We start from the raw sequence: 26,895 nt of genomic DNA on the forward strand, positions 1-26,895 counted from the left end.
AAATGAGAATTGATAAATTTTTAAAAGTTTCAAGATTAGTTAAAAGGCGTCCAATAGCTAAAGAAATGGCAGATCAAGGTCGAATCAAGGTAAATGACCATGTAGTAAAATCCAGCTACGATGTTAAAATTGGAGATATTATTGAAGTTGGATATGGCTCGAAAGAAGTCAAAGCAAAAGTCTGCGCTATTAAAGAAACTACGAAAAAAGCCGAAGCAAGTGAACTATACGAATTGATAAATTAGTTTTATCTTTAATGACATTTATAAGTGGTCTTGTTATAATTAAAATAATATTTGTTTTGGTAATAGAGGTCAAAATTATGAACGGTCCACGGATATATAATTCACTTAGTCCAGAAGAGCAGGTTGCTCGTCTGAAACGTAAACAGGAAAAAAGAGAAAAAGAAGTACATCGTGTTAGGCGAAATCGTATTATCGCAGTTTTTGTAGCTATTTTCGCATTTTTAGGAGTACAAATTGGAGTTAGTCATGCTCAAACTGAGCATATTAATAGTCAAGTACAAACTTCTAAAAAGGCTCTTAAAAAAATAAACAATCAAAAGCAGGTTTTGATAACAAAAAGAAACGATTTGAAAGATACTGATTACGTGGCTAAACTAGTGCGGTTCAAGTTTTTGTATTCTAAACCAAACGAAACAATTTACAATTTACCTGAAGGAAAAAATAATAATTAATGAAATACCAAGTTGGACAGAGAGTGACAGGAACTATTAATAACATTAATGACTTAGGCATTTTTGTTACGCTTTCTCATCATAAGACGGGGTTAGTTCACCATAGTGATTTTGGCAATAATTGGCTGCGTGAAAAGAATAATTATCATATTGGTGAACAGATACGACTAGTAATTATTCATAACTATAAAGGTAAAATTGGACTCTCTAAAATGAGAGTTAATGATCCCGATTTAATTGATCATACTAATTCTTTTTCAGACACTAAAAAAGCTGATTTTACCAGAGTATTGTCTACAACAGTATCTGATGCTAAAAAAGAAATCAAAAAATTAGAAAAAGATTTGATTAGTTATGCAAATTGATAACTTTTTTAAAGAAAATCATTTGCCATTAACCGGTAAAACCCTTGTTGTTGCAGTTAGCGGAGGACCAGATTCTTTAGCCCTGCTTGATCTGCTATATCAAATAAAGAAACGATATCATTTTAAGTTGATATCAGCCCATTTAGACCACCAGCTCAGACCTGATTCTTTGGAAGAGGAAAAAGTGATCTCTGCGTACTGCGTGAATAAAGGCATTCAGTCAGTTAACGGAATTTGGCCTCAAAATTTACATCCTGCTACTGGGATAGAAGCTGCTGCCAGAAAGTACCGCTATAATTTTTTGGTAAAAGTGATGCAGCAACATCAGGGCGATTACTTATTAACAGCACATCATATGGATGATTTGCTTGAGAATATTTTGCTCAAGTTTATACGCTCTGGTAATCCTAACGAAATGAATAGTTTAAGGGCAGTTGGCAAAGTTCAAGGCATGACTTTATTAAGGCCACTTTTAAGTGAGAAAAAAGAGGACTTATTGTTATACGACCAGAAACGACAAATATCTTACGTGATTGACAAGACTAACAACGAAGATGACACTCTGCGAAATAAGCTGCGGCACCATGTAATTCCTTTGCTCAAAAAAGAAAACAAGCAAGTAGGTCAAAATGCTCTTAGGTTTAGCGAACAAGTCAGTTTGCTAACTACAATAGCAAATAAAAGTTTTGCTCAATTGCAGCAACCGGAACCATTTTTAGGTATAGCTTACCGTTTGCATATAAGCACATTAGAAGGTTTGACCAGTGATGAGAAATGTGCTTTTTGGCAGAACTTTATTTGGCATAAATGGCATGAGCGCGTTAATAAGAATTTAGCCAATTTCACTTTAGTTGTGTATCAAGGCTTTTTTTATCTTTTTAATGAATTACCTTCTTTACCAATATTCCAAAAAGTCGATGTGGGTCAAAAGTTTTCTTTTAATAATCGTAAATTTTTGATTTCACTAAAGCCAGAAAAGTCCCAAAAATTAATTGGCCAATTTGTTGCAGAAAATCAAAAACAAATTAGGGTAGGTCCAATCAAACCTGGGGCGAAATTGTTACTGAAAAATGGCAATCATACAAAAAGTAAGAAGAAATTTGCTCAAAGTAGTATTCCAAATATATTGCGCCCCTATTGCTTAACTATTTATGTTGGTGATAAAGTCGTTTTTATTGAAAAAACGTATTCTAATCAGTTGGTCAGTTCAAATGATACGAATTACTTTTTGTACGAAGACATTTAATAAGAAATTTTAAATTATTAGAGCACAATCTAAATTTGTGATAAACTTTTATTCGTATATCTCTAGAAACTTTGTGGAGGTTTTTTATGAAAAATAACCGGAATCGGCTGTTTTCAAATGGTCTTTTCTATATAGTTGTTTTCCTCTTGCTATTAGGAGGAATCAACTGGGCACTTGGTGGATCAGATAATTCTGGTAGCAGTGAAAATATTAGCTACTCCGAATTTGTCAGTGATTTGCGCAAAGGAAAAGTTAAGAATTTTAACGTTCAGCCTGCAAATGGTGTTTATACTGTTTCAGGCAGTTATAAGGAAACACAGGAAAGTAAAAGCCAGTCAAAAAACAGTTTTGACTTTTTTAACGGCAATTCAGGATCAAAAGTCTCGCGTTTTTCAACTACAATGTTGCAAAACGATTCGAGCGTTTCTAATGTGCAAGAATTAGCTCAGAAGAGCGGCACTAAGATGACGACTCAAGGGGAGTCACAGTCTGGAAACTGGATTTCTACAATTGTGATGCTTGTACCGACTATTCTCTTCATCGTTATGCTTTGGATGATGGTTAGCCAAAGTGGCGGTGGCCGAGGTGGCAACGGTGGAATTATGAACTTTGGTCGCTCTCACGTTAAACCTGAGGATCCCAAAAAAAATAAAGTTCGTTTTTCCGATGTTGCTGGTGAAGAAGAAGAGAAGCAGGAATTAGTAGAAGTGGTTGAATTCTTAAAGAATCCAGCTAAATTTACCAAACTTGGTGCTAAAATTCCGTCTGGTGTTTTACTTGAGGGTCCTCCGGGTACTGGTAAAACGTTGCTTGCTCGTGCCGTAGCGGGAGAAGCAAATGTACCTTTCTTCTCAATTTCAGGTTCTGACTTTGTTGAAATGTTTGTTGGTGTTGGTGCTAGTCGTGTACGTGACCTATTTACTAATGCCAAGAAAAATGCTCCAAGTATTATTTTCATTGACGAAATTGATGCCATTGGTCGTAGACGTGGTGGCAACGCTAGTGGCGGTGGCAATGATGAACGTGAGCAAACTTTAAACCAGTTGTTAGTTGAGATGGACGGTTTTGAAGGTAATGAAGGCGTAATTGTTATTGCGGCTACTAACCGTTCCGATGTCTTGGATCCAGCCCTGCTCCGGCCTGGCAGATTCGACAGAAAAATCTTGGTTGGAACTCCTGATGTTCGCGGTCGTGAAGCTATTTTACGTGTTCATGCCAAGAATATGCCGTTGGCTGATGATGTTGACTTAAAGGAAATTGCTCGCCAGACGCCAGGTTTTGTCGGTGCAGACTTGGCTAACTTACTTAACGAAGCTGCCCTTCTTGCGGCAAGACGCAATGGTACAAATATTACTGCTGCAGATTTGGATGAAGCAGAAGATCGTGTTATTGCCGGTCCTGCTAAGAGAAATAGCTTGATTTCTCAAAAAGAAAGACGTCGAGTTGCTTTCCATGAAGCAGGTCACTCTATTTGCGGGTTAGTTTTAAGTGATTCAAGAACAGTTCGTAAAGTAACTATTGTGCCTCATGGCAGGACAGGTGGTTATAACTTGATGTTGCCTAAAGATGATCAATTCCTGTTAACCAAGAAACAGTTAATGGAACAAATCGTTGGCTTAATGGGTGGACGTGCTGGTGAAGAAGTAGTAGTTGGTGATCAATCAACTGGTGCTTCTAACGACTTCGAGCAAGCAACACAAATTGCTCACAGTATGGTAGTTAATTACGGAATGACAGACTCATTAGGTATGGTAGAACTGGAAAAAGAAGGCGAAACCAATCCGTACGGCTTTAAACCTTATAGTGAGGCAACTTCTGCTAAAATTGATGAAGCAGTTAAGAAGTTACTTGACGAAGCTCACGCTAAAGCAGTTGAGATTGTGAAAAATAATCGCGAAAAACATCGCATTATTGCTGAAGCTCTGCTTAAGTATGAAACTCTAGATGAAAAGCAGATTATGTCTCTTTACACAACTGGAAAGATGCCAGAAAAAACTGAGCAGGAATATCCTAGCGAATCGAAGGCTTCAACTTATGAAGAGGCTAAAGCTGCTGCTGAAAAGAAAGAAAATCATTCTCAGAAAAAGAATATCGTAAATTCTGAAAAAGCACAGGAAGAAAGAGATAACTCTTTAGAATCACCTGCACAAAAGAACGAAGAAGCAGAGGAAAGTAATCCTGAGAATCCGGAAAAGAATGAATTTCCAAAAGAATCAGAGCTAGATAAAGAAGAAAAAGAGCATGAGTTAAATTCTTCAGAATCTAAAAATGAAGATTCTACCGGAAAGCAAAATTCTAATGATACTGATCAGTCACATAATGAAAATGATCATCCTCAAGAGTAATATTTAATAGGGCCTACAATTAGGCTCTATTTTTTTAGGAGAATAAAATGAATGATTATTTAATCAAAGCAATTGATAAATCGAAAAACTTACGTCTGTTAACAATAACTGCAAAAGGTTTGGTTCAAGAGGCACAAACTCGTCATGATACTTGGTCAGCTTCTTCTGCCGTTCTTGGACGTAGTTTACTTGCAGCGGTTTTACTAGCTGGCGCGGAACTTACCGATAAGGAAGAACTGACTATCAGACTATTAGGTAATGGACCTGTAGGTTCTACGATTGTGACGGCTAAATCAGATTTAACTGTTAAGGGTTATGTTAAAAATCCTCACATTGCATTACCACCAAAAAAGAATGGTCATATTGATGTTAAAAAAGCAGTTGGCGAAGGTTGGCTTGAAGTAACTAAAGGCTTGGGTTTAAAGGAACCCTATACGGGGCAAGTACCTATTGTTTCCGGTGAAATTGCTGAAGATATTGCCTATTATTTGACAAAATCAGAGCAAATACCATCAGCTGTCAGTTTATCTGTATTTGTCAACCCTAATAATACTATCGGTGAAGCAAGTGGATTCATGTTGCAAGCATTGCCTGGCGCTTCAGACCAATTAATTACGAAAACTATTGATAGAATCAACAATTTACCTGCACTTTCTACAGCCTTTCTAGATGGCCTGACTCCTGAAAAATTAGCAACCATGATTTTAGGTGATGACTGTAAGATTTTAGAAAAAGATGAAGTTGCTTTCAAGTGTGATTGTTCTAAAGAAAAGTATGGTAAGATTTTAGGAACAATGAAAAAAAGTCAAATAGAAGCCATGATAAAAGAAGATCACGGAGCAGAACTAACTTGTAGTTTTTGTGGCAATAAGTATCATTATTCTGAAGAAGAATTAAAAAATATTTTGACTAAAATTAATTAATAAGTTATCGTCATATTAGTGATAAGTATGTTTTGGTTTATTTTAGTTAGAATTTTGAAGGGAAAGAAAATTGGTTGGGAAATATCTACGACAGGTAATTAATAGAATTAGAATACCAAAAATAGCACTTTTTTGCGTGTTTCTTTTTCTTGCCTATGCCGTGTATTTTGCACAACCGTATTTGATTACTGAATTATTTCAGGCCCATTTAAGCACAAATTGTCAAATATTATTAGTACTCGCCCTGGCTGTCTCTTTGATGATGATGCCGTTAATAAATAGTTGTAATAATTCATTTATTCAGGCTGTAAGAAAGTTTTCTAAACAAATTTTATGGGAGTCAGTTGTTAATAAGCCTTTTAGCTACTTTTCTGATAAACCAGTGGGAAAGGTTCAAAGCTACATTAAAGATGTTTCATTTGCATGTCGAGAGTTGGAGCAATCCGGACTAGGAGTTGTAGTGCAAATGTCTGTTATGCTTATTATGTACACAATAATGTTAAGTATACAAAATATCTTTGTGGGTTTTTTATATTTATTTTTCTTTGTTAGTTATATGTTGATTTCGGTGTGGATGGCGCGAAAAAATAGGGATAATGTTGCGGCATCATTAAAAAGTGCTTCAAAAGTCAATGAATATATCATTGATTATTACAGTAACATAGAAACGATTTTAGCAACTAATTCTAAAGACTTTGAAGAACAGAATATGGATAAAATCTTGAATGATGAACAAAACACTTTTATCAAAGTTCAAAAAATTACTAACGAAGCTTCTCTGTTCCAGCAATTTTTAATTGTGATTTTGGCATGCATTATTACGGTTTTAGGGCAATTTTTAATTGGCACTAAAGAAAATCAGGCACTCTCTTTGATCCTGATTCTGTTATATTCTATTGTTAATTTGTCTGGTTTTGGCACCCAGTATTTAGCGATTGAAGAATTTCTCAACAGAATTCGTTCTGGTCTGTCGGAACTGGAATACGGGAAAAATGCGGCTAAAAATTTGTCAGCTTTTAAGTTTGATCAAAATGCAAAAACAATTGCTTTTAAGCAAATCAGCTATTCCTATAAAAATAAGCAAGACGTTTTCCAAAATTTGGATTTAGAATTTAAAAAAGGTAAAATGACTGCATTAGCAGGACCAAATGGAACTGGTAAAAGTACGCTGCTTAAACTTTTAACTGGTTTCTATCAACCACAATCCGGACAAATTATTTTGCCTTTTGCCAAGCAGCCGAAATTATTATATTTACCTCAGAGTGCTCAATTATTTAATCGCTCAATTATGGCTAACATTTGTTATCCAAATAATAAAGTTGCAATTGAAGAAGTCTTCAAATTGATTGAAGAAATCAATTTAAAAACATTGATTCATACTGAAAAAGACTTAACAGCTAAGACACTTGGAGATTTTAAAAATAAAATTTCTGGTGGCGAAAAGCAAAAAATTTTATTTTTAAGGGCAATTGTATCAAAACCACAAATAATACTGCTAGATGAATTTACCAGTAATTTAGATGAAAATACAATCACTATTGTTTACCAAATGATAAAAAAATATTTACCGAATGCTACAATAATTAGTGTTGTACACCGTTTTGCAGAATTGAAATATTATGATGAAGTTGTTAATCTTAAAAAAGACTAACTTAAGTTTCAACCAAATAGCATTATAGTTCATAGGTTTTTTAAGATTAAAGATGCGGTCAGTACCAATTTTGCTATAATGAAAGAGATGAATGAAAAGAAAAGGAGAAAATTAAATGCTGAATGTGTATATTGTTCGTCACGGCCAAACAGATACTAATAAAACTTTTGGTATTAACGGGTCAGGAACAAATCTACCACTGAATGAAAAAGGTAAAAAACAGGCAGAAAATTTAAGAGATAGTTTTGATATTAATAAAATTGATTGTGTGTATAGTAGTCCTTTAAAAAGAGCCCGTGAAACTGCAGAAATTCTAAACCAGGGAAAGCATGAAATTATTGTTGATGACCGTTTAAGCGAAATGAACTACGGCAACTGGGATGGTCAAGATGTACAAGATATAATTGAAAAATATCCTCAAGTATTTGATGAATTAGGCTATTTTAAAGAAAATTATAGTGATTATTGTACAGGAGAAACATACCAACATTTAGCAAATAGATTAATGGATTTCTGGCATGACTTAATCAATAATCACAAAGACGAGTCAGTTTTATTGGTCTTTCACGGAACAGCTTCTCGTTCATTGGTTCAGAATGTTTTAGGCATTCCCAAAATAACTTTGGTTGGTGAAATACAAAATGCTGGTGTAATTAACATTTCAGTTGATGAAGCTAGCAAAAAACCGTTTTTGCGTTATTATAATAGAGTTGCACCTGGAAAATTTTTTATCGAAAAGTAATTAAAGATTTATATAGATATCAAGGGTTAACTTTTTATTACGAAAAGTACCATGAATTTTGCTTATAGAATCCTTTTTGTTAAGATATTATGGTGTTTTGAAAGGGTGATTTAGTGGATAATAGTTGGAAAATTCGTGATATAACTATTCCCAATCGTGTTGTGGTTGCTCCAATGGCTGGAGTTTCAAATTCTGCTTTTAGAATGATTTGTAAGGAATTTGGGGCTGGGTTAGTTGTTTGTGAAATGATCTCGGATCATGGCATCATTTATCGTAATAAGAAAACTATGTCAATGATGAAAGTCGATCCGCGAGAACATCCTATGAGTATTCAAATATTCGGTGGGACTGAGGATACATTACTTGAAGCAGCACAATATATTGACCAGCATACTGCTGCAGATATTATTGATATTAACATGGGATGTCCGGTTCCCAAGGTTACTAAAACAGATGCAGGTTCTAAATGGCTCCTTGATTCTAATAAAATTTACCAAATGGTGCATAAAGTTGTACAAAATGTGCAAAAGCCAGTTTCTGTGAAAATGCGCATTGGCTGGGATCGCAAGCATATTTTTGCAGTTGAAAATGCTTTAGCTGCTCAAGAAGCAGGTGCCAGCATGATCGCAATGCACGGCAGAACCCGTAAGCAAATGTACATGGGAGAAGCTGATTGGGAAACGTTGCATGATGTAGCTCAAGTGCTAGATATTCCTTTTGTTGCTAATGGCGATGTTGCAACACCAGAACTGGCAAAGAAGGCGCTTGATGAAATCGGATCAACTGCAGTTATGGTTGGTCGTGCGGCATTAGGAAATCCTTGGATTATTAAGAACATGGTGCACTATTTGGAGACTGGAGAGAAACTTGCACCACAAACAGTGCGTGAACGTGTAGCAACTGCCAAGCACCAGCTTAACGGATTGGTTAAATTAAAGGGGGAAAAAATTGCTGTACCTGAATTTCGTCAACAAGCTGCCTATTATTTAAAGGGAGTTCCCCGCTCTGCACGTACTCGTGCTAAAATAAATGAGGTTTGGACAGCACAAGAAGTTTATGATTTGCTTGATAATTTTGTTGCAGACTATGAAAAAAGACAAAAGCAAAAGGCTGCCAGAAGTGAAGTTAAATAATAATGGAGGAAATATAATTGGCTAAAAATGAAATGAATGACCAATTAATTGTTCGACGCCAAAAATTAGATGAATTAAGAGAGAACGGCATCGAACCTTTTGGAATGAGAAAGTTTGATCGACAAGATTTAGCTCGGTCATTGAATGAAAAATACGCTCAAGATGACAAAGATGAACTGAATGAAGAATTGCCTAAGACTAAAATAGCAGGTAGAATGCTGGCTAAAAGAGGTAAGGGCAAAGTTGGATTCGCTGATTTATATGATCGCACAGGTAAAGTACAGATTTATGTTCGTAAAGATATTGTTGGCGAAGATAACTACAAGATTTTCAAGAAGTCAGATATCGGTGATTTCTTAGGTATTGACGGTGAAGTTATGAAAACTGACACGGGCGAATTGACAATCCGTGCTACTCATGTCACCTTTTTATCAAAGGCTTTGCGTCCTTTGCCTGAAAAATATCACGGCTTGAAAGATGTTGAACAAATTTATCGCCAACGCTATCTCGATTTAATTACCAACCGTGAAAGTTACGAGCGTTTTGTAAATCGAACTAAAATTATCCAAGCTATCCGTGATTATTTAAATAGCAAGGACTTTTTGGAAGTTGAAACGCCTGTTTTGCATAATATTCCAGGTGGAGCAGAAGCTCGTCCATTCATTACTCATCATAATGCTTTAGATATTAACCTTTATATGAGAATTGCCCTTGAACTGCCATTGAAACGTTTGATCGTTGGTGACATGGAAAGAGTTTATGAAATCGGCCGTGTATTTAGAAATGAAGGTATTGATACTCACCATAACCCTGAATTCACCGAACTTGAGACTTACTGTGCCTATTGGGATTTTCACGATGTCATGGATGAAGCCGAAGGCATTATTCGTGCAGCTGCCAAAGTCGTATCAGAAGATGGTAAAGTTACTTATCAGGGTACAAACATTGATTTGGGCAAACCTTTCCGACGCGTTCATATGGTAGATATGATTAAAGAGAAGACTGGTGTTGATTTTTGGCAAAAGATGAGCGTTGAAGAAGCAACCAAAATTGCTGAAGACCACGATATTAAGGTTGAAAGCTTCTGGAAAGTGGGTCATATCATCAATGCTTTCTTTGAGAAGTATTGTGAAGAAACAATTGTTGACCCAACATTTGTATATGGTCATCCAGTTGAAATTTCACCATTGGCTAAGAAAAATGCCGATGATCCACGCTTCACTGATCGTTTTGAAATCTACATCATGGGCGAAGAATATGGTAATGCCTTTTCTGAATTAAATGATCCAGATGACCAGCGTGAACGTTTTGAAGCACAAATGGCAGAACGTGAAGCCGGAAACGATGAAGCTGATATGATTGATGAAGATTATTTGCGTGCTATGGAGTACGGCATGCCGCCAACAGGTGGATTGGGTATCGGAATTGATAGATTGGTGATGCTTTTGACAGATGCACCTGCTATTAGGGACGTGTTACTTTTCCCAACTATGCGTCCTGAGAAGGTTGAAGATATTGACCGTGAAGTTAAAGAAGATCTGAAGAAAAAAAGTAATTAAAAATAAGACCATTAATTTGGTCTTATTTTTTGTTTAAATTGAAAATCCCATGTATTTGTTATAGTCAATGATTTTTTCAAGCAACTTATCTTGAATAAGCTTATTACCAGAAAAATAAAAATACCAGTTTTGCAGTAACTTAAACCAAGAAATTATTCGAAACCAACTAATACGCTCGTCTTGATCAAGTTGACCATAGATTCGCTTGTTAAAGCAACTCACAAAAGAATTAAAATCACTAGCTGGTATTTTGCCAAAATAAACACCTTGAAAAAAAGGCAAAAGCTAATCGTTGCTCCTCATCATCTATAAAGGGTCCTTGCATATTTTGAAAGATTGTTTCAATTATGGCAAAAATATCAGCAGTATTATTTGCCATAAAATCTGGATGACTAAAAGTGGAGCCTAGAAAGTCGCTACCATGAGCAATGCTATGAGCCCAGCCCTTATCTTTAACATATCCGCGAAAGTCTTTTTCTGCCTTCAAATACTCCAATTAAAAATAGTATTTCGTTCAGTTGTATCTAAAATAGAATATTTTTTATCGTCCTCTAAAATTAGAGAACCCAGTAATGCACTGAATGTTCTGAGAAAAACTAAATCATTTTCTGGCTGTTCGATACCCTTAAACAGACTTTTTGAATTGATAAAACTGGTAACAATCTTTGCTTTCTGTTCTGATATAAGTGAACTTTCAAAAAAACCACGAGCAAAAAGCGTATAAACAACATCATCACGAAGATGTGGGTCAAGATTTCCGATATTTTGCAACATATAGTCGATTTGACTATCTTTAAAAGTGATTTTTCCAGAATCTAAATTAACCAGTTTTTCCAGTTCTTTTTGCAATTTTGTAGCCTCTTTTCTACACTAATGATTCTAAAATTTAATATTGTGTATAACAGAATAGTATCACTTATCGGAAATTATGTTTTAGAAATTCTCACAAGGTTAGTTTTCCTGTTAGGATGCTCATTTCAGCGATTTTTTTAATAAAAAAGGTTGCAAATTTAGATTGGTTTGCTATAATAATATCTGTCTTGCGGAAGTAGTTCAGTGGTAGAACATCACCTTGCCATGGTGGGGGTCGCGGGTTCGAATCCCGTCTTCCGCTCTCAAGAAAAAGACTCACCACTTTTGGTGAGTTTTTTTAATAAACGGGAAATAGCTCAGCTTGGTAGAGCGCTACGTTCGGGACGTAGAGGTCGCAGGTTCGAATCCTGTTTTCCCGATAATATGCAGTTACATTCTCATACTGATAATTTACTTTTTGCTAGTATGAAAATTTTTAGTTTGTGGAGGCTATAACAGACAACTTGTATACTTACATAAATATTATGTTGAAAAAATTATTTCTAATTTAAATAATAAAGGAGGACTGGGTCGCACGATGTGTCTGTCTTTGATATAATGATTTCAAAGTTTTTTGACAGTGAAGACTGTTTCAAACAGAATATTTTACAAATTGTCAAAAAGGTTTATAGTGTATACACGTCATTTTTAAAGGTGGTGCAATGATGAAAAAATCTTATACAACCAGTGCAAATCAAGTATTAGAAATTGCACGTGAACAAGCACAGAATTTTCATCATCGTTTAATTGGTACTGAACACGTACTACTTGCGATGGTAATTGAATCTGATGGTGAAGCCGGCAAGAATCTGCGGGCTTGGGGTGCAACACCGAAAGCGATTCGTGAAGAAATTGAACGTTATACAGGCTATGGTTCAGCTGGCAAAACCAGTTATATGCAAATGTCACCGCGCCTTAGCATGGTTTTGGCATACGCCGGCACTTTGGCAGAACGTGAAGGTTCCTCTAAAATTAGAACCTGCCACATTCTATTAGGTATGGTGCTCAATGAACAAATATTGGCGTCTGTAATACTGCGCAATTTAAATATTGATCTTGATGGTCTGCGTAATGACATTTTACACAGTTTAGGCGAAGATGAACAAGACATGGATGAAGGCGATCAATCTGATGACAATAATTGGTCCAGTTTTAACGGCTCTGAAGAAAGCACTAGTAGAAATTCAAGTACTCCAACTCTTGATCAGGTTTCGGTCAATTTAAACGAGAGGGCTGAAAATGCTGAAATAGATCCAGTTATTGGCCGTGATCGTGAGGTAGCCCGAGTAATTGAAATTTTATCTCGGCGAAATAAAAATAATCCAGTTTTAATTGGGGAACCAGGAGTTGGCAAAACCGCTGTTGCTGAAGCAATAGCGACTGCAATTGTTGCTAAAAAAGTTCCACACGATTTATTAAAAAAGCAAGTGGTATCACTTGATTTAGGTGGTCTTGTTGCCGGCACTAAATACCGTGGTGAATTTGAAGACCGAATGAAAAAAATCATTAAAGAAATCACTGCAAATGGCAACATCATTCTTTTTGTAGATGAAATGCATACTTTGATTGGAGCAGGTGGAGCTGAAGGATCAATTGATGCGGCTAATATTCTAAAGCCATCTTTAGCTAGAGGCGATATTCAAATGATTGGTGCCACAACTTTTGATGAATATCAAAAATACGTTGAAAAGGATCAAGCATTAGCACGTCGTTTTCAAATTGTACGTTTAAATGAACCTTCTCGCACTGAAACGCTGGCTATTTTAAACGGTCTGAAGCCAAAGTATGAGAAATTTCATCACGTAAAAATATCACAATCTGCATTAGAAAATGCTGTTGATCTTTCAAGCCGCTACATTTCTGATCGTTACTTACCGGATAAAGCAATTGATCTAATTGATGAGGCTAGTGCTGCCGTTAAAATCAAGTCAGGAAAAGGCTCGAATAACCAATTGCTGCAAATTAATGACCAAATTGAAAAGGTTATTAGTGAAAAGAATCGTGCTGCCGTTAATCAGAACTTTGCAAAGGCTGCACAACTCCAGGAAAGACAAAATAGCTTACAAAGAAGGCAGGACGAACTATCGGCCAAATTCGATTTGGCAACTAATAAGAATGCCATAGTGCAACCAGAAGATGTTGCGAAAGTTGTTTCGAATTGGACAGGTGTTCCAGTTACCCAGATGAATCGTGATGAAACAAAGCACTTAGCCAACTTAGAAAAAGACTTGCATAAGAGGATTATTGGTCAGGAAAAAGCTGTTTCTGCTGTTAGTCGGGCAGTTCGCCGTAGTCGCAGCGGCATTAAAGATGAAAATCGGCCAATTGGTTCCTTCTTGTTTTTAGGACCGACAGGTGTTGGTAAAACTGAATTGGCAAAAGCAATTGCCGCAGCCATATTTGGTTCTGAAAACAATTTAATTAGAATCGATATGTCAGAATATATGGATCAAATTGCTAACAGCAAGCTAATTGGTTCTGCTCCGGGATATGTAGGTTATGATGAAGGCGGTCAGTTGACTGAGCAAGTTCGTCGTCATCCATATTCTGTAATACTATTTGATGAAGTAGAAAAGGCGCATCCAGATGTATTTAATTTGCTGTTACAAGTTTTGGAAGATGGATTTTTAACTGATTCCAAAGGACGTAAAATTGACTTTAAAAATACTATTATTATTATGACTTCTAATCTAGGATCCCGTTCACTATTTGAAACTAAGGCTGTAGGATTTAATGCTGATAATACTAGTCAAGTAAAATTACGTCAGGATCGCGTACGCGAAGCACTAAAGCAATTCTTTAGACCTGAGTTTTTGAATAGAATAGACGAAACAGTCATTTTTGATGAACTCAATCAAAAACAATTACGTCAAATTGTTACTCTATTAACTCGTAAACTAATAGATCGCTTGCATAAACAAGGAGTTCAGTTGAGAATTTCTCGTGCAGCACTCGATAAAATTGCAAAAGATGGTTATAATCCTGAAATGGGTGCAAGACCGCTGCGACGTGCAATTCAAAAGGATATTGAGGATGAAATTGCCACAATGTTAATAAAGGGTGATCTTAATAGTGGCGATATTCTTAAAATTGGTTGTAGTCATAATCATTTAAAATTTGATATTGATAAAGAAAATAACTTAGTAGGAGCGAAGTAAATTAATTGACACACTTGTAATAGTTTGTTATAGTAGTGCGTGATTAAAAGGCTGATTTTCAGGATTTTGCTGATCTATTGTCCAGCAAAATAATAAAGGACAAAAACGACTTTTGTTGTTTTTGTCTTTTTTATGCATAAAATTCCGGCTTTTTGAATTTGTAATCAAAATGTAATATTAGCTTTCTCTGACAGAAAGGGTGTTTTCTCCTTGTTAAACGGACACGTAGTGAATTTTGGCAAACATCGGACAAGACGTAGCTTTTCCCGCATTAAAGAAGTGTTGGACCTGCCTAATTTGACAGATGTTCAAACCGAATCATACCAATGGTTTTTGGATGAGGGTATTAAAGACGTTTTTGACGATATTATGCCAATTAGTGACTTTTCAGGTAAGCTTTCCCTGGAATATTTGGGTTATAAACTGCAAAAGCCAAAATATACTGTTGACGAAGCACGTGACCATGATGCAACTTATGCTGCTCCAATGCACGTGACTTTAAAATTAACCAATCAAAAAACCGGTGAAATCAAAACTCAGGATGTTTTCTTCGGTGATTTACCTTTAATGACTGAATCCGGTTCATTTATTATTAATGGTGCTGAAAGAGTTATCGTTTCCCAGCTGGTTAGATCTCCAAGTGTCTATTATTCTGGTGATTATGATAAAAATGGCCGTCAAATATTTGGTACTACCGTAATTCCTAATCGTGGCGCTTGGCTTGAATATGAGACTGATGCTAAAAATGTATCTTATGTTCGTGTTGACCGTACTCGTAAACTGCCTCTGACAGTTTTAGTCAGAGCTCTTGGAATTGGTTCAGATGATGAAATTTTAGATGTTTTCGGCCAAAGCGATACTTTACAATTTACTTTGGATAAGGATGTCCATAAAAACCCCGCTGATTCTCGAGTAGCAGAAGCATTAAAAGATATTTATGAACGTCTTCGCCCTGGTGAACCAAAAACAACTGATTCCTCAAGATCACTGCTTTATGCACGTTTCTTTGACCCACGTCGTTACGATTTAGCGCCTGTTGGTCGTTACAAAGTTAACAAAAAATTATCTTTAAAGAGTCGCTTATATGGTCAAACTTTGGCAGAAACGCTAGCAGATCCTGATACAGGTGAAATTATTGCTAAAAAGGGTACTGTTGTGACCCATGAAGTAATGGAGACACTTGAAAAGTATCTTGATCGTGATGACTTTAAAATGGTTACTTACCAGCCATCTCAAGAAGGCGTGTTACCTGATCCAATTAACGTACAAGAAATAAAAGTCTACTCTAAAGTAAATCCAGAACGTGTTGTCAAATTGATTTCTAATGGTCATATTGATAAGAAAGTTAAATATCTGACACCGGCTGACGTTTTGGCATCAATTAATTATTTCTTCCTATTACAAGATGAAATTGGTACAACCGATGATATTGATCACCTTGGTAACCGTCGTATTCGTCGTGTAGGCGAATTATTGCAGAATCAATTTAGAATTGGTTTGGCTCGTATGGAACGTGTTGTAAGAGAAAGAATGTCAATTCAGGATCCTTCAACCGTTACACCACAACAATTGATTAATATTAGGCCGATTGTTGCCAGCATCAAAGAATTCTTTGGTTCATCACAATTGTCACAATTTATGGACCAGCATAACCCGTTAGGAGAATTAACGCATAAGCGTCGTATGTCAGCTTTAGGGCCTGGTGGTTTAACTCGTGATCGTGCAGGATACGAAGTGCGTGATGTTCACTATACCCAATATGGTCGTTTATGTCCTATTGAAACTCCTGAAGGTCCAAACATTGGTTTGATTAACTCACTGGCTACATATGCAGTGATTAACAAATACGGGTTTATTGAGACACCATACCGTCGTGTTTCCTGGAAGACACACAAAGTTACTAACAAGATTGATTATCTTACAGCTGATGTTGAAGATAACTATATTATTGCTGGTGCTAATACTCCACTTAATCCAGACGGTTCATTTAAAGATGATCTTGTTTTAGCACGACATAAAGAAGATAACGTCGAAGTCAGTCCAGATAAAATTGACTACATGGACGTTATTCCTAAGCAGGTTGTTTCGGTTGCCTCTGCATGTATTCCGTTTTTGGAAAACGATGACTCTAACCGTGCTTTGATGGGAGCTAACCAGCAAAGACAAGCTGCACCTTTGATTAATCCTCATAGTTCACTTGTTGGCACTGGTATGGAATATCGTGCGGCTCATGATTCAGGAGCTGCTGTTTTGGCAAAAGCTGCTGGTACCGTTGAATACGTTGATGCCAATACAATCAGAGTTAGACGTGATGACAGCACATTAGATAAATATACACTTGAAAAATATCGTCGTTCAAATAACTCGAAATCATATAACCAGACTCCTAACGTTAACTTGGGTGATAAAGTTGTAGAAGGTGAAGTTATTGCTAATGGTCCGACAATGGATCATGGTGAGCTGGCTCTTGGTCAAAACCCTGTTATCGCATTTATGACATGGAACATGTATAACTACGAAGATGCCATCATGCTTTCTGAACGGCTTGTTAAAGATGATGTTTATACTTCAATTAGTATTGAAGATTATGAATCAGAAGCTCGAGACACTAAGCTTGGGCCTGAAGAAATCACCCGTGAATTGCCAAATGTTGGTGAAGATGCACTTAAAGATCTTGATGGTCAAGGTATTGTTCGTGTAGGTGCCGAAGTACATGATGGAGATATTTTGGTTGGTAAAGTGACACCTAAAGGTGTTACTGAACTATCAGCAGAAGAAAGACTTCTTCATGCTATCTTTGGTGAAAAAGCCCGCGAAGTTCGTGATACATCACTGCGTGTTCCTCACGGCGGTGGCGGTATTGTTCGCGATGTCAAAGTTTATACCAGAGAAAATGGTGACGAACTATCTCCAGGTGTCAATACATTGGTTCGTGTATATATTGCGCAAAAGAGAAAAATCCAAGTCGGTGATAAGATGTCTGGTCGACACGGTAACAAAGGTACTGTTGCTGCTGTTGTACCGGAAGAGGATATGCCATACTTGCCAGATGGTACTCCAGTAGACATTTGTTTGAACCCAATGGGTGTTCCTTCACGTATGAATATTGGTCAGCTTTTGGAATTGCACCTTGGTCGTGCTGCAGCTAACTTAGGTATTCATGTAGCAACACCAGTATTTGATGGTGCCAGTGAAGACGATGTTTGGGACACAGTTCATAAGGCTGGTATTGATAAAGATGGTAAAACTGTTCTTTATGATGGACGCACAGGTGAGCCATTCCATAACCGTGTTTCTGTCGGTATCATGCATTATCTGAAATTAACTCACATGGTTGATGATAAGATTCATGCACGATCAATTGGGCCTTACTCATTAGTTACTCAACAACCTCTTGGAGGTAAAGCACAATTTGGTGGTCAGCGTTTCGGTGAAATGGAAGTTTGGGCACTCGAAGCATATGGTGCAGCTTATACTCTGCAGGAAATATTGACTTACAAATCAGATGATGTTGTTGGTCGTGTTAAAGCATATGAGGCAATCGTTAAAGGAGAAAGAATTCCTAAACCTGGTGTCCCAGAATCATTCCGCGTTCTTGTTAAAGAACTGCAATCATTAGGACTGGATATACGTGTTCTTGATATGAATCATAAAGAAATTGAATTGCGTGATATGGATGATGATTCAAATGAGCATTTGAATATCGACACCCTGTCCAAGATGGCGGAAGAGCAACAACGGAAGAAGTTAGCCGAAGAAACCGCTGATTCCGAAGATGATGAAACGGAGACAGAGGAATCTAATGTACCTATAGATCAATCAGACGATGATAATAAGATTTCTCAATAAGTAGGAGGTTAAACTTTTGATCGACGTAAATAAATTTGAAAGCATGCAAATTGGTCTTGCCTCTCCGAATAAAATTCGTAGCTGGTCATACGGTGAAGTCAAAAAGCCAGAAACTATTAATTACCGTACTTTAAAACCAGAAAAAGACGGTTTGTTTGACGAACGAATTTTTGGACCGACTAAAGATTGGTCATGTGCATGTGGTAAATATAAGGGTGTGAGATACCGTGGCATCGTTTGTGATCGCTGTGGTGTTGAAGTTACCTCCTCTAAAGTTAGAAGAGAGCGAATGGGTCATATTGAATTGGCTGCCCCAGTTACTCATATTTGGTACTTTAAAGGTATTCCATCAAGAATGGGACTTATTTTGGATATTTCTCCCAGACTTCTTGAAGAAGTTATCTATTTTGCGGCTTATATTGTAATTGATCCAGGCGATACTGACCTTGAATTTAAACAGCTTTTGACTGAAGCTGAATATCGTGAGCAAAAAGCAAAATATGGCAATCGTTTTACTGCAAAAATGGGTGCTGAAGCAATTCGTGATTTGCTCCGTAAGGTAGATTTAAATAAAGAAGTTACTGATTTAAAGAAAGAATTAGAAACTGCAACAGGTCAAAAACGGACTCGGGCAATCAGAAGACTTGATATTCTTGATGCCTTTAAAGATTCCGGTAACAAGCCAGAATGGATGGTTATTGATGCTGTTCCGGTTATACCACCAGATTTAAGACCAATGGTTCAACTAGAAGGTGGTCGGTTTGCAACCTCTGATTTAAACGACTTATACCGGCGTGTTATAAACCGTAACAACAGGTTAAAGAGATTACTTGACTTAAATGCTCCTAATATCATTGTGCAAAATGAAAAACGGATGTTGCAAGAAGCCGTTGATGCATTGATTGATAATGGTCGTCGTGGTCGTTCTGTAGTTGGACCAGGTAATCGCCCACTTAAATCTTTATCACACATGCTTAAAGGTAAGCAGGGACGTTTCCGTCAAAACTTATTAGGTAAGCGTGTTGACTATTCAGGCCGTTCAGTAATTGACGTTTCACCAAAGCTTAAGTTCTATCAATGTGGTGTTCCTCGTCCGATGGCTCTCGAATTGTTCAAACCATTTGTAATGCACGAACTGGTTAAACGTAAGATAGCTACAAATATTAAGAGCGCTAAGCGTAAAATTGATCGTGAAGATGATGATGTCTGGGATGTACTTGAAGACGTGATTAAGGAAAGAACGGTATTATTAAACCGGGCTCCTACTTTACACCGTTTGAGTATCCAAGCTTTTGAACCTGTTTTAGTGCCGGGAAAATCTATTCGTCTGCACCCTCTTGCCTGTGAGGCTTACAATGCCGACTTTGATGGTGATCAGATGGCTATCCACGTGCCACTGTCTGACGAAGCTGTTGCTGAATCACGGATGCTAATGCTGGCCGCTCACCATATTTTGGCTCCTAAGGACGGCAAGCCAATTGTTACTCCATCTCAAGATATAGTTTTGGGTAATTATTGGTTAACTCAAGCTGAAAAGGGTCGTGAAGGTGAAGGAATGATTTTCAACTCACCTGATGAAGCAACCGTTGCATATAATAATGGTGACATTCATTATCACACCATTATTGGAATGTCAGCTGACTCGATGCCAGAAAAGGCATGGCCAAAAGGTTATGAACATGGTATTTTTGTCACTACTTATGGTCGAATCATCTTCAATCAGATTTTCCCAGACGACTATTTCTATGTTAATGAGCCAACTGAAGAAAATTTAAATAACCCACTTGCTTCCAAGTATTTCTTGGAACCGGGCGAAGATATTCATGAAAAAATTGATAGTGTCGCAAGTGATTTGATTTCTACACCTTTTAAGAAATCATTCCTGTCTGATTCAATTGCTACAATTTATAAATATTATAAGGTTCAAAGAACGTCTGAATATCTTGATGACTTAAAGACTTTAGGTTATACCAGTTCAACTACTTCTGGTATTACAATCGGTATGACCGATGTTCCTGAAATTCAAGATAAAGATGAAAAAGTTGCTAAAGCCCATAAACAAGTTGATGTTGTGTCTAAACAGTTTAGACGTGGTTTAATCACTGAAGATGAGAGACACGACCGGGTAATTAGCATTTGGAATGATTGTAAAGATCAGGTTCAAGATGAAATTGCCCAGATTTATGACCCACGTAATCCTATTACTATCATGGCCGATTCAGGAGCTCGTGGTAATATTTCCAACTTTACACAACTTGCCGGTATGCGTGGCTTGATGGCTACACCAAACGGTGGATTGTTCGAAATTCCAGTTACTTCTAACTTTAAGGAAGGTTTGTCAGTTCTAGAGTTATTCATGTCTACTCATGGTGCTCGTAAGGGAATGACCGATACCGCCTTAAAGACTGCTCAGTCTGGCTACTTGACTCGTCGTCTAGTAGACGTTGCACAGGATGTTATTATTCGTGATGATGACTGTGGGACTGACCGTGGCATTAATGTTCATGCAATTATGGAGGGTGACGAATTAATTGAACCGCTCTATGATCGTTTACTTGGTCGCTTTACTGCCGAAACAGTGAAGGATCCAAAGACTGGTGCTACAATTGTTGGTCGCAATGTCATGATGGATGAAAACTTAGCACACCAGATTTGTGATGCGGGTGTAACTAACGTGAAGATTCGTTCGATCCTAACTTGTGATACACCACATGGAGTTTGTCGCAAGTGTTACGGTATGAACCTTGCCACTGGAGAAGAAGTCGAAGTTGGTGAAGCAGTTGGTACAGTTGCTGCTCAATCTATTGGTGAGCCTGGTACCCAGCTTACTTTACGTACTTTCCACAATGGTGGTGTTGCCGGTGCTGAAGATATTACGCAAGGTCTTCCTCGTGTGCAGGAATTGTTTGAAGCTCGTAATCCTAAGGGTCGTGCGATAATTTCTGAAGTAGATGGAGTAATTGATTCAATTCAGGAAAATCCTGCTGAACATACTCGTGAAATTACTGTTAAGGGTAAGATCGATACTAGAAGTTACAGCGTGCCTTATACTGCTTCGGTAGCTGTTGCTGAGGGTGACGAAGTTCATCGCGGTGACAAGTTGACTCTTGGATCTATTGATCCGAAAGAATTAATTCAGGTTACTGATACATTAACTACTGAAGAGTATATTTTGGTCGAAGTCCAAAAAGCATACAGGATGCAAGGTGTTGATATTTCAGATAAGCACGTTGAAGTATTAACTAGACAAATGTTGCAAAAAGTTCGTGTGCTCGATCCTGGAGAAACTGATCTTTTACCTGGTGAGGTAATGGATATCAATCAGTTTAAGGAACGTAACAAGGCTGTGATTATTTCTGGTGGTATTCCTGCAACTGCACAAAGTGTAATTTTGGGTATTACTAAAGCCGCTCTTGAAACCAACAGTTTCTTGTCAGCCGCTTCCTTCCAGGAAACAACTCGTGTTCTAACTGATGCTTCTATCAGAGGAAAGAATGATCCGCTACTTGGATTAAAAGAAAATGTTATTATTGGTAAGATAATTCCAGCTGGTACTGGTCTTCCGATTTATCGTGATATGGAACCTGAGTCAGATGTAAAGAAACCTAAATCTGTTTATTCAATTGCTGATATTGAGAAAAAGATGAAGGAAGCAGACCAAGCTAAGGAATCATAATCTAATTTAATTAAAAACTGTTCCGTTAGAAATTTCTAACGGGACAGTTTTTTTGCTTGAAATTTTATGAATTATTAGTGATATTTTTATTAGAAAATGTTATAATCAGAAAAATTATGAGGGGGGATGTAGAAGTTGAGAGAAAATGATTTTTCTTTAAAGAGACTTGTATTATTGGCATTACTAACAGCGATTAACGTTGTGGTTAGTCGAATTTTTATTATTCCTATGCCCTTGACTCATGGAAATATTAATTTATGTGATGCGATTATTTTTATAGTGGCGCTTTTATACGGTCCAATGGCCGGAGGCATAGTTGGAGGTCTTTCTGGATTTTTACTTGATCTTCTTGGTGGATATGGGCAGTTCATGTTATTTTCTCTTGTTGTCCATGGTTTAGAAGGTTTTTTTGTTGGTTTAGTCTTTAAATACTGGAATTTAAAAAATCAATTATTCAAAGGTGCTATCGCCGGAGCTATAGGAGTATTCTTTATGGTAGGTGGCTATTTTATCACTAATACAGTTCTTTATACTTGGGCTGCAGGACTTGCCAGTCTTTTTACCAATACAATTCAAGGAGTAGTCGGAGTTGTTATAGCCATAGTACTGCTGCCTAGTTTTCAAAACCTGATGGCAAGATACAACTAATACTTACGTGAAAAAATTATTTTTACTAGTTTATTAAAGCTGCTATCTCATTTTATATGGATCCCAGCTTTTTATTTGCACAAAAGTTGAATGATTAACCCAATATAAATAAAAGGAATAAAAGCAACAGGCTCCTTTTTGCTCATTTTACTTCCCAAAAAAACAATAAGCAGAGCTATTGAAGCAGTTAAAAAAGTTAAATTGGCGAATTTGGAGTTAAAGTAGAAAGATAAGATTAGGTAGACTATTAAGTCTCCACTACCACATTTTTTTCTAACTGTCTCAAAAAGAAAAAACAAAAAAATAGGTAAAAATTCTATGAGATCAGTAGTGCTAATTCTATAAAAATTATTCATTATATGTTGAAGCGAAATAATAAGTGCAGGCAGTACCAGTGTAATATCGAATTCCTGGACCTGATAATCGCTGATAGCAGCTAGTAGAAGACTAAACAAAACAATCGCCGTACAAATATCATGTATGCTGCTAAAATCAATTTTATAAAAAGCGAAACCGCCTAAAAATTCTGTTAAAAAATATTCACAGGGGATGTGAATTTTACAATAACGGCAACGACCTTTAAGTATTAAATAGGAAATTAAAGGTATTTCATCTAACAAGCACAGCTGTTGATTACAATTAGTGCATTTTGAGCGACTGAAGATAAAGTCTTCTTTGCCGAGTCTTTCGATAATTACACATGCATGAGAAGCTAGGCATGTACCAATTAAAAAATTACTGATTCCAAAAATCCATTTCATATTGCTTACCTCGCTTAAATCAAATACGCAAAAAATATCATCTGCTTTTCAATTAGTAAAAATAATTTGCTTTTTTGCGACAAGCGAGTACAATAGTCAATGTGTATTTTGATGATTATCTGGGACTTAAAAAAGAAACTCCTGGATGTGTGAACAAAATAATGAATTTTTTTAGGAGGAAAATTTAATGCCAACCATTAACCAATTGGTAAGAAAAGGCCGTCATACTAAGACGACTAAATCAAAGTCACCAGCTTTAAGCTATGGCTACAACAGTATGAAGAAAGAATTAGTAGCTAACCCAGCGCCCCAAATGCGTGGAGTTGCAACTCGTGTCGGCACTATGACACCAAAGAAGCCAAACTCAGCTTTGCGGAAGTATGCTCGTGTTCGTCTTTCTAACCTGATTGAAGTAACTGCTTATATTCCAGGTGAAGGCCATAATTTACAGGAACACTCTGTTGTGTTAATTCGTGGTGGTCGTGTAAAGGACCTTCCTGGTGTTCGTTACCATATTATTCGTGGTGCTCTTGATACTGCTGGTGTTGAAGGCAGAAAGCAAGGACGTTCCAAATACGGTGCCAAGAAAGATTAAGGAGGAGTTAAATAATGCCTAGAAAAGGACATGTAGCTAAAAGAGATATTTTAGCGGATCCAGTATACAATTCAAAGCTTGTAACTAAGTTGATCAACCACTTAATGATCGATGGTAAAAGAGCTAAGGCTTCATCCATTCTTTATGATGCTTTTGACATTGTTAAAGAAAAGACCGGCAAAGAGCCACTTGATGTTTTTGAAGAAGCTATGAATAATATTATGCCTGTTTTGGAAGTTAAAGCTCGCCGTATTGGTGGTTCAAACTATCAGATTCCAGTTGAAGTTCGTCCTGAAAGAAGAACTACTTTAGGTTTAAGATGGTTAGTTTCTTACGCTCGTTTACGTAATGAACATACTATGGATGAACGCTTGGCTAACGAAATTATTGATGCTTCAAACAATACTGGCTCAGCTGTTAAAAAGCGTGAAGATGTTCACCGTATGGCTGAAGCTAACCGTGCATTTGCACACTATCGTTTCTAATTTTTTAGGGAAAGGAAAAAATCTATGGCTAATAAGCGTGAATTTCCATTAGAAAAAACACGTAACATTGGTATTATGGCCCACATTGATGCGGGTAAGACTACCACAACAGAGCGTATTCTTTATTACACTGGTAAGATCCATAAAATTGGTGAAACCCATGAGGGTGATTCACAAATGGACTGGATGGATGAAGAAAAAGAACGTGGTATCACTATTACTTCTGCAGCTACGACTGCACAATGGAAAGATTACAGAATTAACATTATCGATACCCCTGGACACGTTGACTTCACTATCGAAGTTGAACGTTCCTTACGTGTTCTTGATGGTGCCGTAACTGTTCTTGACGCTCAAGCTGGTGTGGAACCTCAAACTGAAAATGTTTGGCGCCAGGCTGAAACTTACGGTGTTCCTCGAATTGTTTTTGTAAACAAAATGGATAAGATTGGAGCAGACTTTGACAAATCTGTTAAGTCTTTGCACGAACGTTTAAATGCCAATGCTCTAGCTGTGCAAATGCCAATTGGTTCTGCCGAAAGCTTTGAAGGTGTTATTGACTTACTTGACATGGTAGCTGATGTTTATGATGAAGATAAGCTTGGCTCCAAATGGGATACTATTCCTGTTCCTGATGAATACAAAGAAGAAGCTGAAAAACGTCGTTCCGAATTAATTGAACAAGTAGCTGATGTTGATGATGACATCATGGAAAAATACCTTAATGGTGATGAGATTTCCGTTGATGAATTAAAAGCTGCTATTCGTAAAGCTACATTGGACTTGAAGATTTTCCCTGTATTTGCAGGCTCAGCTTTTAAGAACAAGGGTGTACAGATGATGCTTGATGGTGTTGTTGATTACTTACCATCTCCGTTAGATGTTAAGCCTTATGTTGCTCATGATCCAAAAACTGGTGAAGAAGTTGAATTAGTTGCTGGAGATGAAAAGCCATTTTCCGCTTTGGCGTTTAAGATTGCTACTGATCCATTTGTTGGTCGTTTGACTTATATTCGTGTTTACACTGGTTCACTTGAATCAGGCTCATATGTTTTGAATGCTTCTAAGAATAGTCGTGAACGTGTTGGTCGTTTGTTGCAAATGCATGCTAACTCACGAAGTGAAATTTCTGAAGTATTCTCCGGTGATATTGCTGGTGCTATTGGTTTAAAGAATACTACTACCGGTGATTCATTAACTGATCCTGATCACCCATTAATTTTGGAAAGTTTGGAAGTTCCAGATCCGGTTATTCAAGTTTCAATTGAACCAGAATCAAAAGCTGACCGTGACAAACTTGATGTTGCTTTGCAAAAATTAACTGAAGAGGATCCAACCTTTAGAGCAGAAACAAACGCTGAAACAGGCCAAACTTTGATTTCCGGAATGGGTGAATTACACCTGCAAATCATGGTTGAACGTATGAAGCGTGAATTCCACGTTGAAGCTAAGATTGGTGAACCACAAGTTGCTTACCGTGAAACCTTCACTAAGCCTGCTAAAGCACAAGGTAAATTTGTGCGTCAATCAGGTGGTAAAGGTCAATATGGTGACGTTTGGATTGAATTTACACCAAATGAAAGAGGAAAAGGTTACGAATTTGAAGACGCCATTGTTGGTGGTGTTGTTCCTCGTGAATTTATCCCTGCTGTTGATGCTGGTTTGCAAGAATCTATGAAGAACGGCATCTTGGCAGGTTACCCACTGATTGATGTAAAAGCTAAACTTTATGACGGTAGTTACCACGAAGTCGACTCTTCTGAAGCAGCCTTCAAAGTTGCTGCATCATTGGCATTGAGAAATGCTGCTCCTAAGGCTGGTGCAGTTATCCTTGAACCTATTATGAAGGTTCAAGTTATCACACCTGAAGATTACTTAGGTGACGTAATGGGTTCAATTACTGCTCGTCGTGGTACAATGGATAACATGCAAGATCGTGCCGGTGCTAAAGTGTTGAATTCAATGGTTCCTCTGGCAGAAATGTTTGGTTATGCTACCACCTTACGTTCTTCAACTCAAGGCCGTGGTACATTTACGATGGTCTTTGATCATTACTCACCAACTCCTAAGTCTATTCAAGAGGATATCATCAAAAAACGTGGCGGTAACGCTGAATAATTTTCAATAATTAATAATATAAAAACAAGTTATTAACTATAAAAATCGAGCTATTGGTAAAGCCAGTGGCTCTTTTTTTATCAAAAATTTCA

19 protein-coding genes, 2 tRNA genes and 1 pseudogene are annotated in these 26,895 nt (G+C 37.1%); 19 read left to right on the forward strand and 3 right to left on the reverse strand.

Annotated features, from left to right (window positions below; translation table 11 throughout):
* Positions 1 to 2: 2 nt before the first annotated feature.
* The 10 genes from LDM90_RS02440 (at position 3) to lysS (ending at position 10,661) form a co-directional block, all read left to right on the forward strand.
* A complete protein-coding gene (locus tag LDM90_RS02440) occupies positions 3 to 245 on the forward strand; it encodes an RNA-binding S4 domain-containing protein (RefSeq protein WP_034981430.1) in 243 nt (80 codons plus the stop codon).
* Between the two features lie 74 nt (positions 246 to 319).
* On the forward strand, positions 320 to 697 hold the full coding sequence (locus LDM90_RS02445; RefSeq protein WP_198213202.1) for an FtsB family cell division protein: 378 nt from the start codon (positions 320 to 322) through the stop codon (positions 695 to 697).
* Positions 697 to 1,062 carry a S1 RNA-binding domain-containing protein gene (locus LDM90_RS02450; RefSeq protein ID WP_109586607.1) on the forward strand — a complete coding sequence of 122 codons (366 nt, stop codon included), beginning with the start codon at positions 697 to 699 and terminating at the stop codon, positions 1,060 to 1,062. The genes LDM90_RS02445 and LDM90_RS02450 overlap by 1 nt, the downstream gene beginning before the upstream one ends.
* Positions 1,052 to 2,308: a tRNA lysidine(34) synthetase TilS gene (gene tilS, locus LDM90_RS02455; RefSeq protein WP_198213024.1), complete on the forward strand. Its 1,257-nt coding sequence runs from the start codon at positions 1,052 to 1,054 to the stop codon at positions 2,306 to 2,308. The genes LDM90_RS02450 and tilS overlap by 11 nt, the downstream gene beginning before the upstream one ends.
* An 86-nt stretch (positions 2,309 to 2,394) precedes the next feature.
* Positions 2,395 to 4,653: an ATP-dependent zinc metalloprotease FtsH gene (gene ftsH / locus LDM90_RS02460; protein ID WP_223896387.1), complete on the forward strand. Its 2,259-nt coding sequence runs from the start codon at positions 2,395 to 2,397 to the stop codon at positions 4,651 to 4,653.
* A gap of 47 nt (positions 4,654 to 4,700) precedes the next feature.
* Positions 4,701 to 5,576, forward strand: coding sequence for an Hsp33 family molecular chaperone HslO (hslO, locus tag LDM90_RS02465; RefSeq protein ID WP_223896388.1), 876 nt, complete (start codon positions 4,701 to 4,703; stop codon positions 5,574 to 5,576).
* Positions 5,577 to 5,646: 70 nt separating this feature from the next.
* Positions 5,647 to 7,227 (forward strand): ATP-binding cassette domain-containing protein, encoded by a 1,581-nt coding sequence (locus tag LDM90_RS02470; RefSeq protein WP_223896389.1) that lies wholly within the window; start codon positions 5,647 to 5,649, stop codon positions 7,225 to 7,227.
* Between the two features lie 115 nt (positions 7,228 to 7,342).
* Positions 7,343 to 7,969: a histidine phosphatase family protein gene (locus LDM90_RS02475; RefSeq protein ID WP_223896390.1), complete on the forward strand. Its 627-nt coding sequence runs from the start codon at positions 7,343 to 7,345 to the stop codon at positions 7,967 to 7,969.
* Positions 7,970 to 8,082: 113 nt separating this feature from the next.
* Positions 8,083 to 9,102 (forward strand): tRNA dihydrouridine synthase DusB, encoded by a 1,020-nt coding sequence (dusB, locus tag LDM90_RS02480; protein ID WP_198213032.1) that lies wholly within the window; start codon positions 8,083 to 8,085, stop codon positions 9,100 to 9,102.
* A gap of 17 nt (positions 9,103 to 9,119) precedes the next feature.
* Positions 9,120 to 10,661: a lysine--tRNA ligase gene (gene lysS, locus LDM90_RS02485; protein WP_223896391.1), complete on the forward strand. Its 1,542-nt coding sequence runs from the start codon at positions 9,120 to 9,122 to the stop codon at positions 10,659 to 10,661.
* Between the two features lie 33 nt (positions 10,662 to 10,694).
* On the opposite strand, the gene LDM90_RS02490 is transcribed toward lysS, so the two are convergent.
* Entirely contained in the window at positions 10,695 to 10,883 is a 189-nt protein-coding gene (locus LDM90_RS02490; RefSeq protein ID WP_223898664.1) for a hypothetical protein, read from the reverse strand.
* A 16-nt stretch (positions 10,884 to 10,899) separates the two neighbouring features.
* A pseudogene (locus tag LDM90_RS02495) lies at positions 10,900 to 11,435 on the reverse strand (DUF2785 domain-containing protein).
* Positions 11,436 to 11,703: 268 nt separating this feature from the next.
* Here LDM90_RS02495 and LDM90_RS02500 point away from each other — a divergent pair.
* The 6 genes from LDM90_RS02500 (at position 11,704) to LDM90_RS02525 (ending at position 22,844) form a co-directional block, all read left to right on the forward strand.
* A tRNA-Gly gene (locus LDM90_RS02500) sits at positions 11,704 to 11,775 on the forward strand.
* Between the two features lie 44 nt (positions 11,776 to 11,819).
* Positions 11,820 to 11,893: transfer RNA gene (locus tag LDM90_RS02505), tRNA-Pro, on the forward strand.
* 285 nt (positions 11,894 to 12,178) lie between these two features.
* Positions 12,179 to 14,671, forward strand: a complete 2,493-nt coding sequence (locus LDM90_RS02510) for an ATP-dependent Clp protease ATP-binding subunit (RefSeq protein ID WP_223896479.1) — start codon at positions 12,179 to 12,181, stop codon at positions 14,669 to 14,671.
* 210 nt (positions 14,672 to 14,881) lie between these two features.
* A complete protein-coding gene (gene rpoB / locus LDM90_RS02515; protein ID WP_187153869.1) occupies positions 14,882 to 18,520 on the forward strand; it encodes a DNA-directed RNA polymerase subunit beta in 3,639 nt (1,212 codons plus the stop codon).
* 16 nt (positions 18,521 to 18,536) lie between these two features.
* Positions 18,537 to 22,196: a DNA-directed RNA polymerase subunit beta' gene (gene rpoC / locus LDM90_RS02520; RefSeq protein ID WP_198213042.1), complete on the forward strand. Its 3,660-nt coding sequence runs from the start codon at positions 18,537 to 18,539 to the stop codon at positions 22,194 to 22,196.
* 135 nt (positions 22,197 to 22,331) lie between these two features.
* A complete protein-coding gene (locus LDM90_RS02525) occupies positions 22,332 to 22,844 on the forward strand; it encodes an ECF transporter S component (RefSeq protein ID WP_223896393.1) in 513 nt (170 codons plus the stop codon).
* Between the two features lie 71 nt (positions 22,845 to 22,915).
* Here the strand turns inward: LDM90_RS02525 and LDM90_RS02530 are convergent, their stop codons facing one another.
* Positions 22,916 to 23,605, reverse strand: a complete 690-nt coding sequence (locus LDM90_RS02530) for a prepilin peptidase (RefSeq protein ID WP_223896394.1) — start codon at positions 23,603 to 23,605, stop codon at positions 22,916 to 22,918.
* 187 nt (positions 23,606 to 23,792) lie between these two features.
* Between LDM90_RS02530 and rpsL the strand changes: the two genes are divergently transcribed.
* The 3 genes from rpsL to fusA are packed head-to-tail and all read left to right on the forward strand — an operon-like array spanning position 23,793 to position 26,803.
* On the forward strand, positions 23,793 to 24,200 hold the full coding sequence (rpsL, locus tag LDM90_RS02535) for a 30S ribosomal protein S12 (protein ID WP_034980479.1): 408 nt from the start codon (positions 23,793 to 23,795) through the stop codon (positions 24,198 to 24,200).
* A gap of 14 nt (positions 24,201 to 24,214) precedes the next feature.
* Positions 24,215 to 24,685 (forward strand): 30S ribosomal protein S7, encoded by a 471-nt coding sequence (gene rpsG, locus LDM90_RS02540; protein WP_223896395.1) that lies wholly within the window; start codon positions 24,215 to 24,217, stop codon positions 24,683 to 24,685.
* A gap of 24 nt (positions 24,686 to 24,709) precedes the next feature.
* The gene (gene fusA, locus LDM90_RS02545) at positions 24,710 to 26,803 is read left to right on the forward strand and encodes an elongation factor G (protein WP_034980473.1); all 2,094 of its coding nucleotides are present in this window, start codon (positions 24,710 to 24,712) and stop codon (positions 26,801 to 26,803) included.
* The last annotated feature ends 92 nt before the right edge of the window (positions 26,804 to 26,895 follow it).

Source organism: Lactobacillus huangpiensis, assembly GCF_019972815.1.
GTDB lineage: Bacteria > Bacillota > Bacilli > Lactobacillales > Lactobacillaceae > Lactobacillus > Lactobacillus huangpiensis.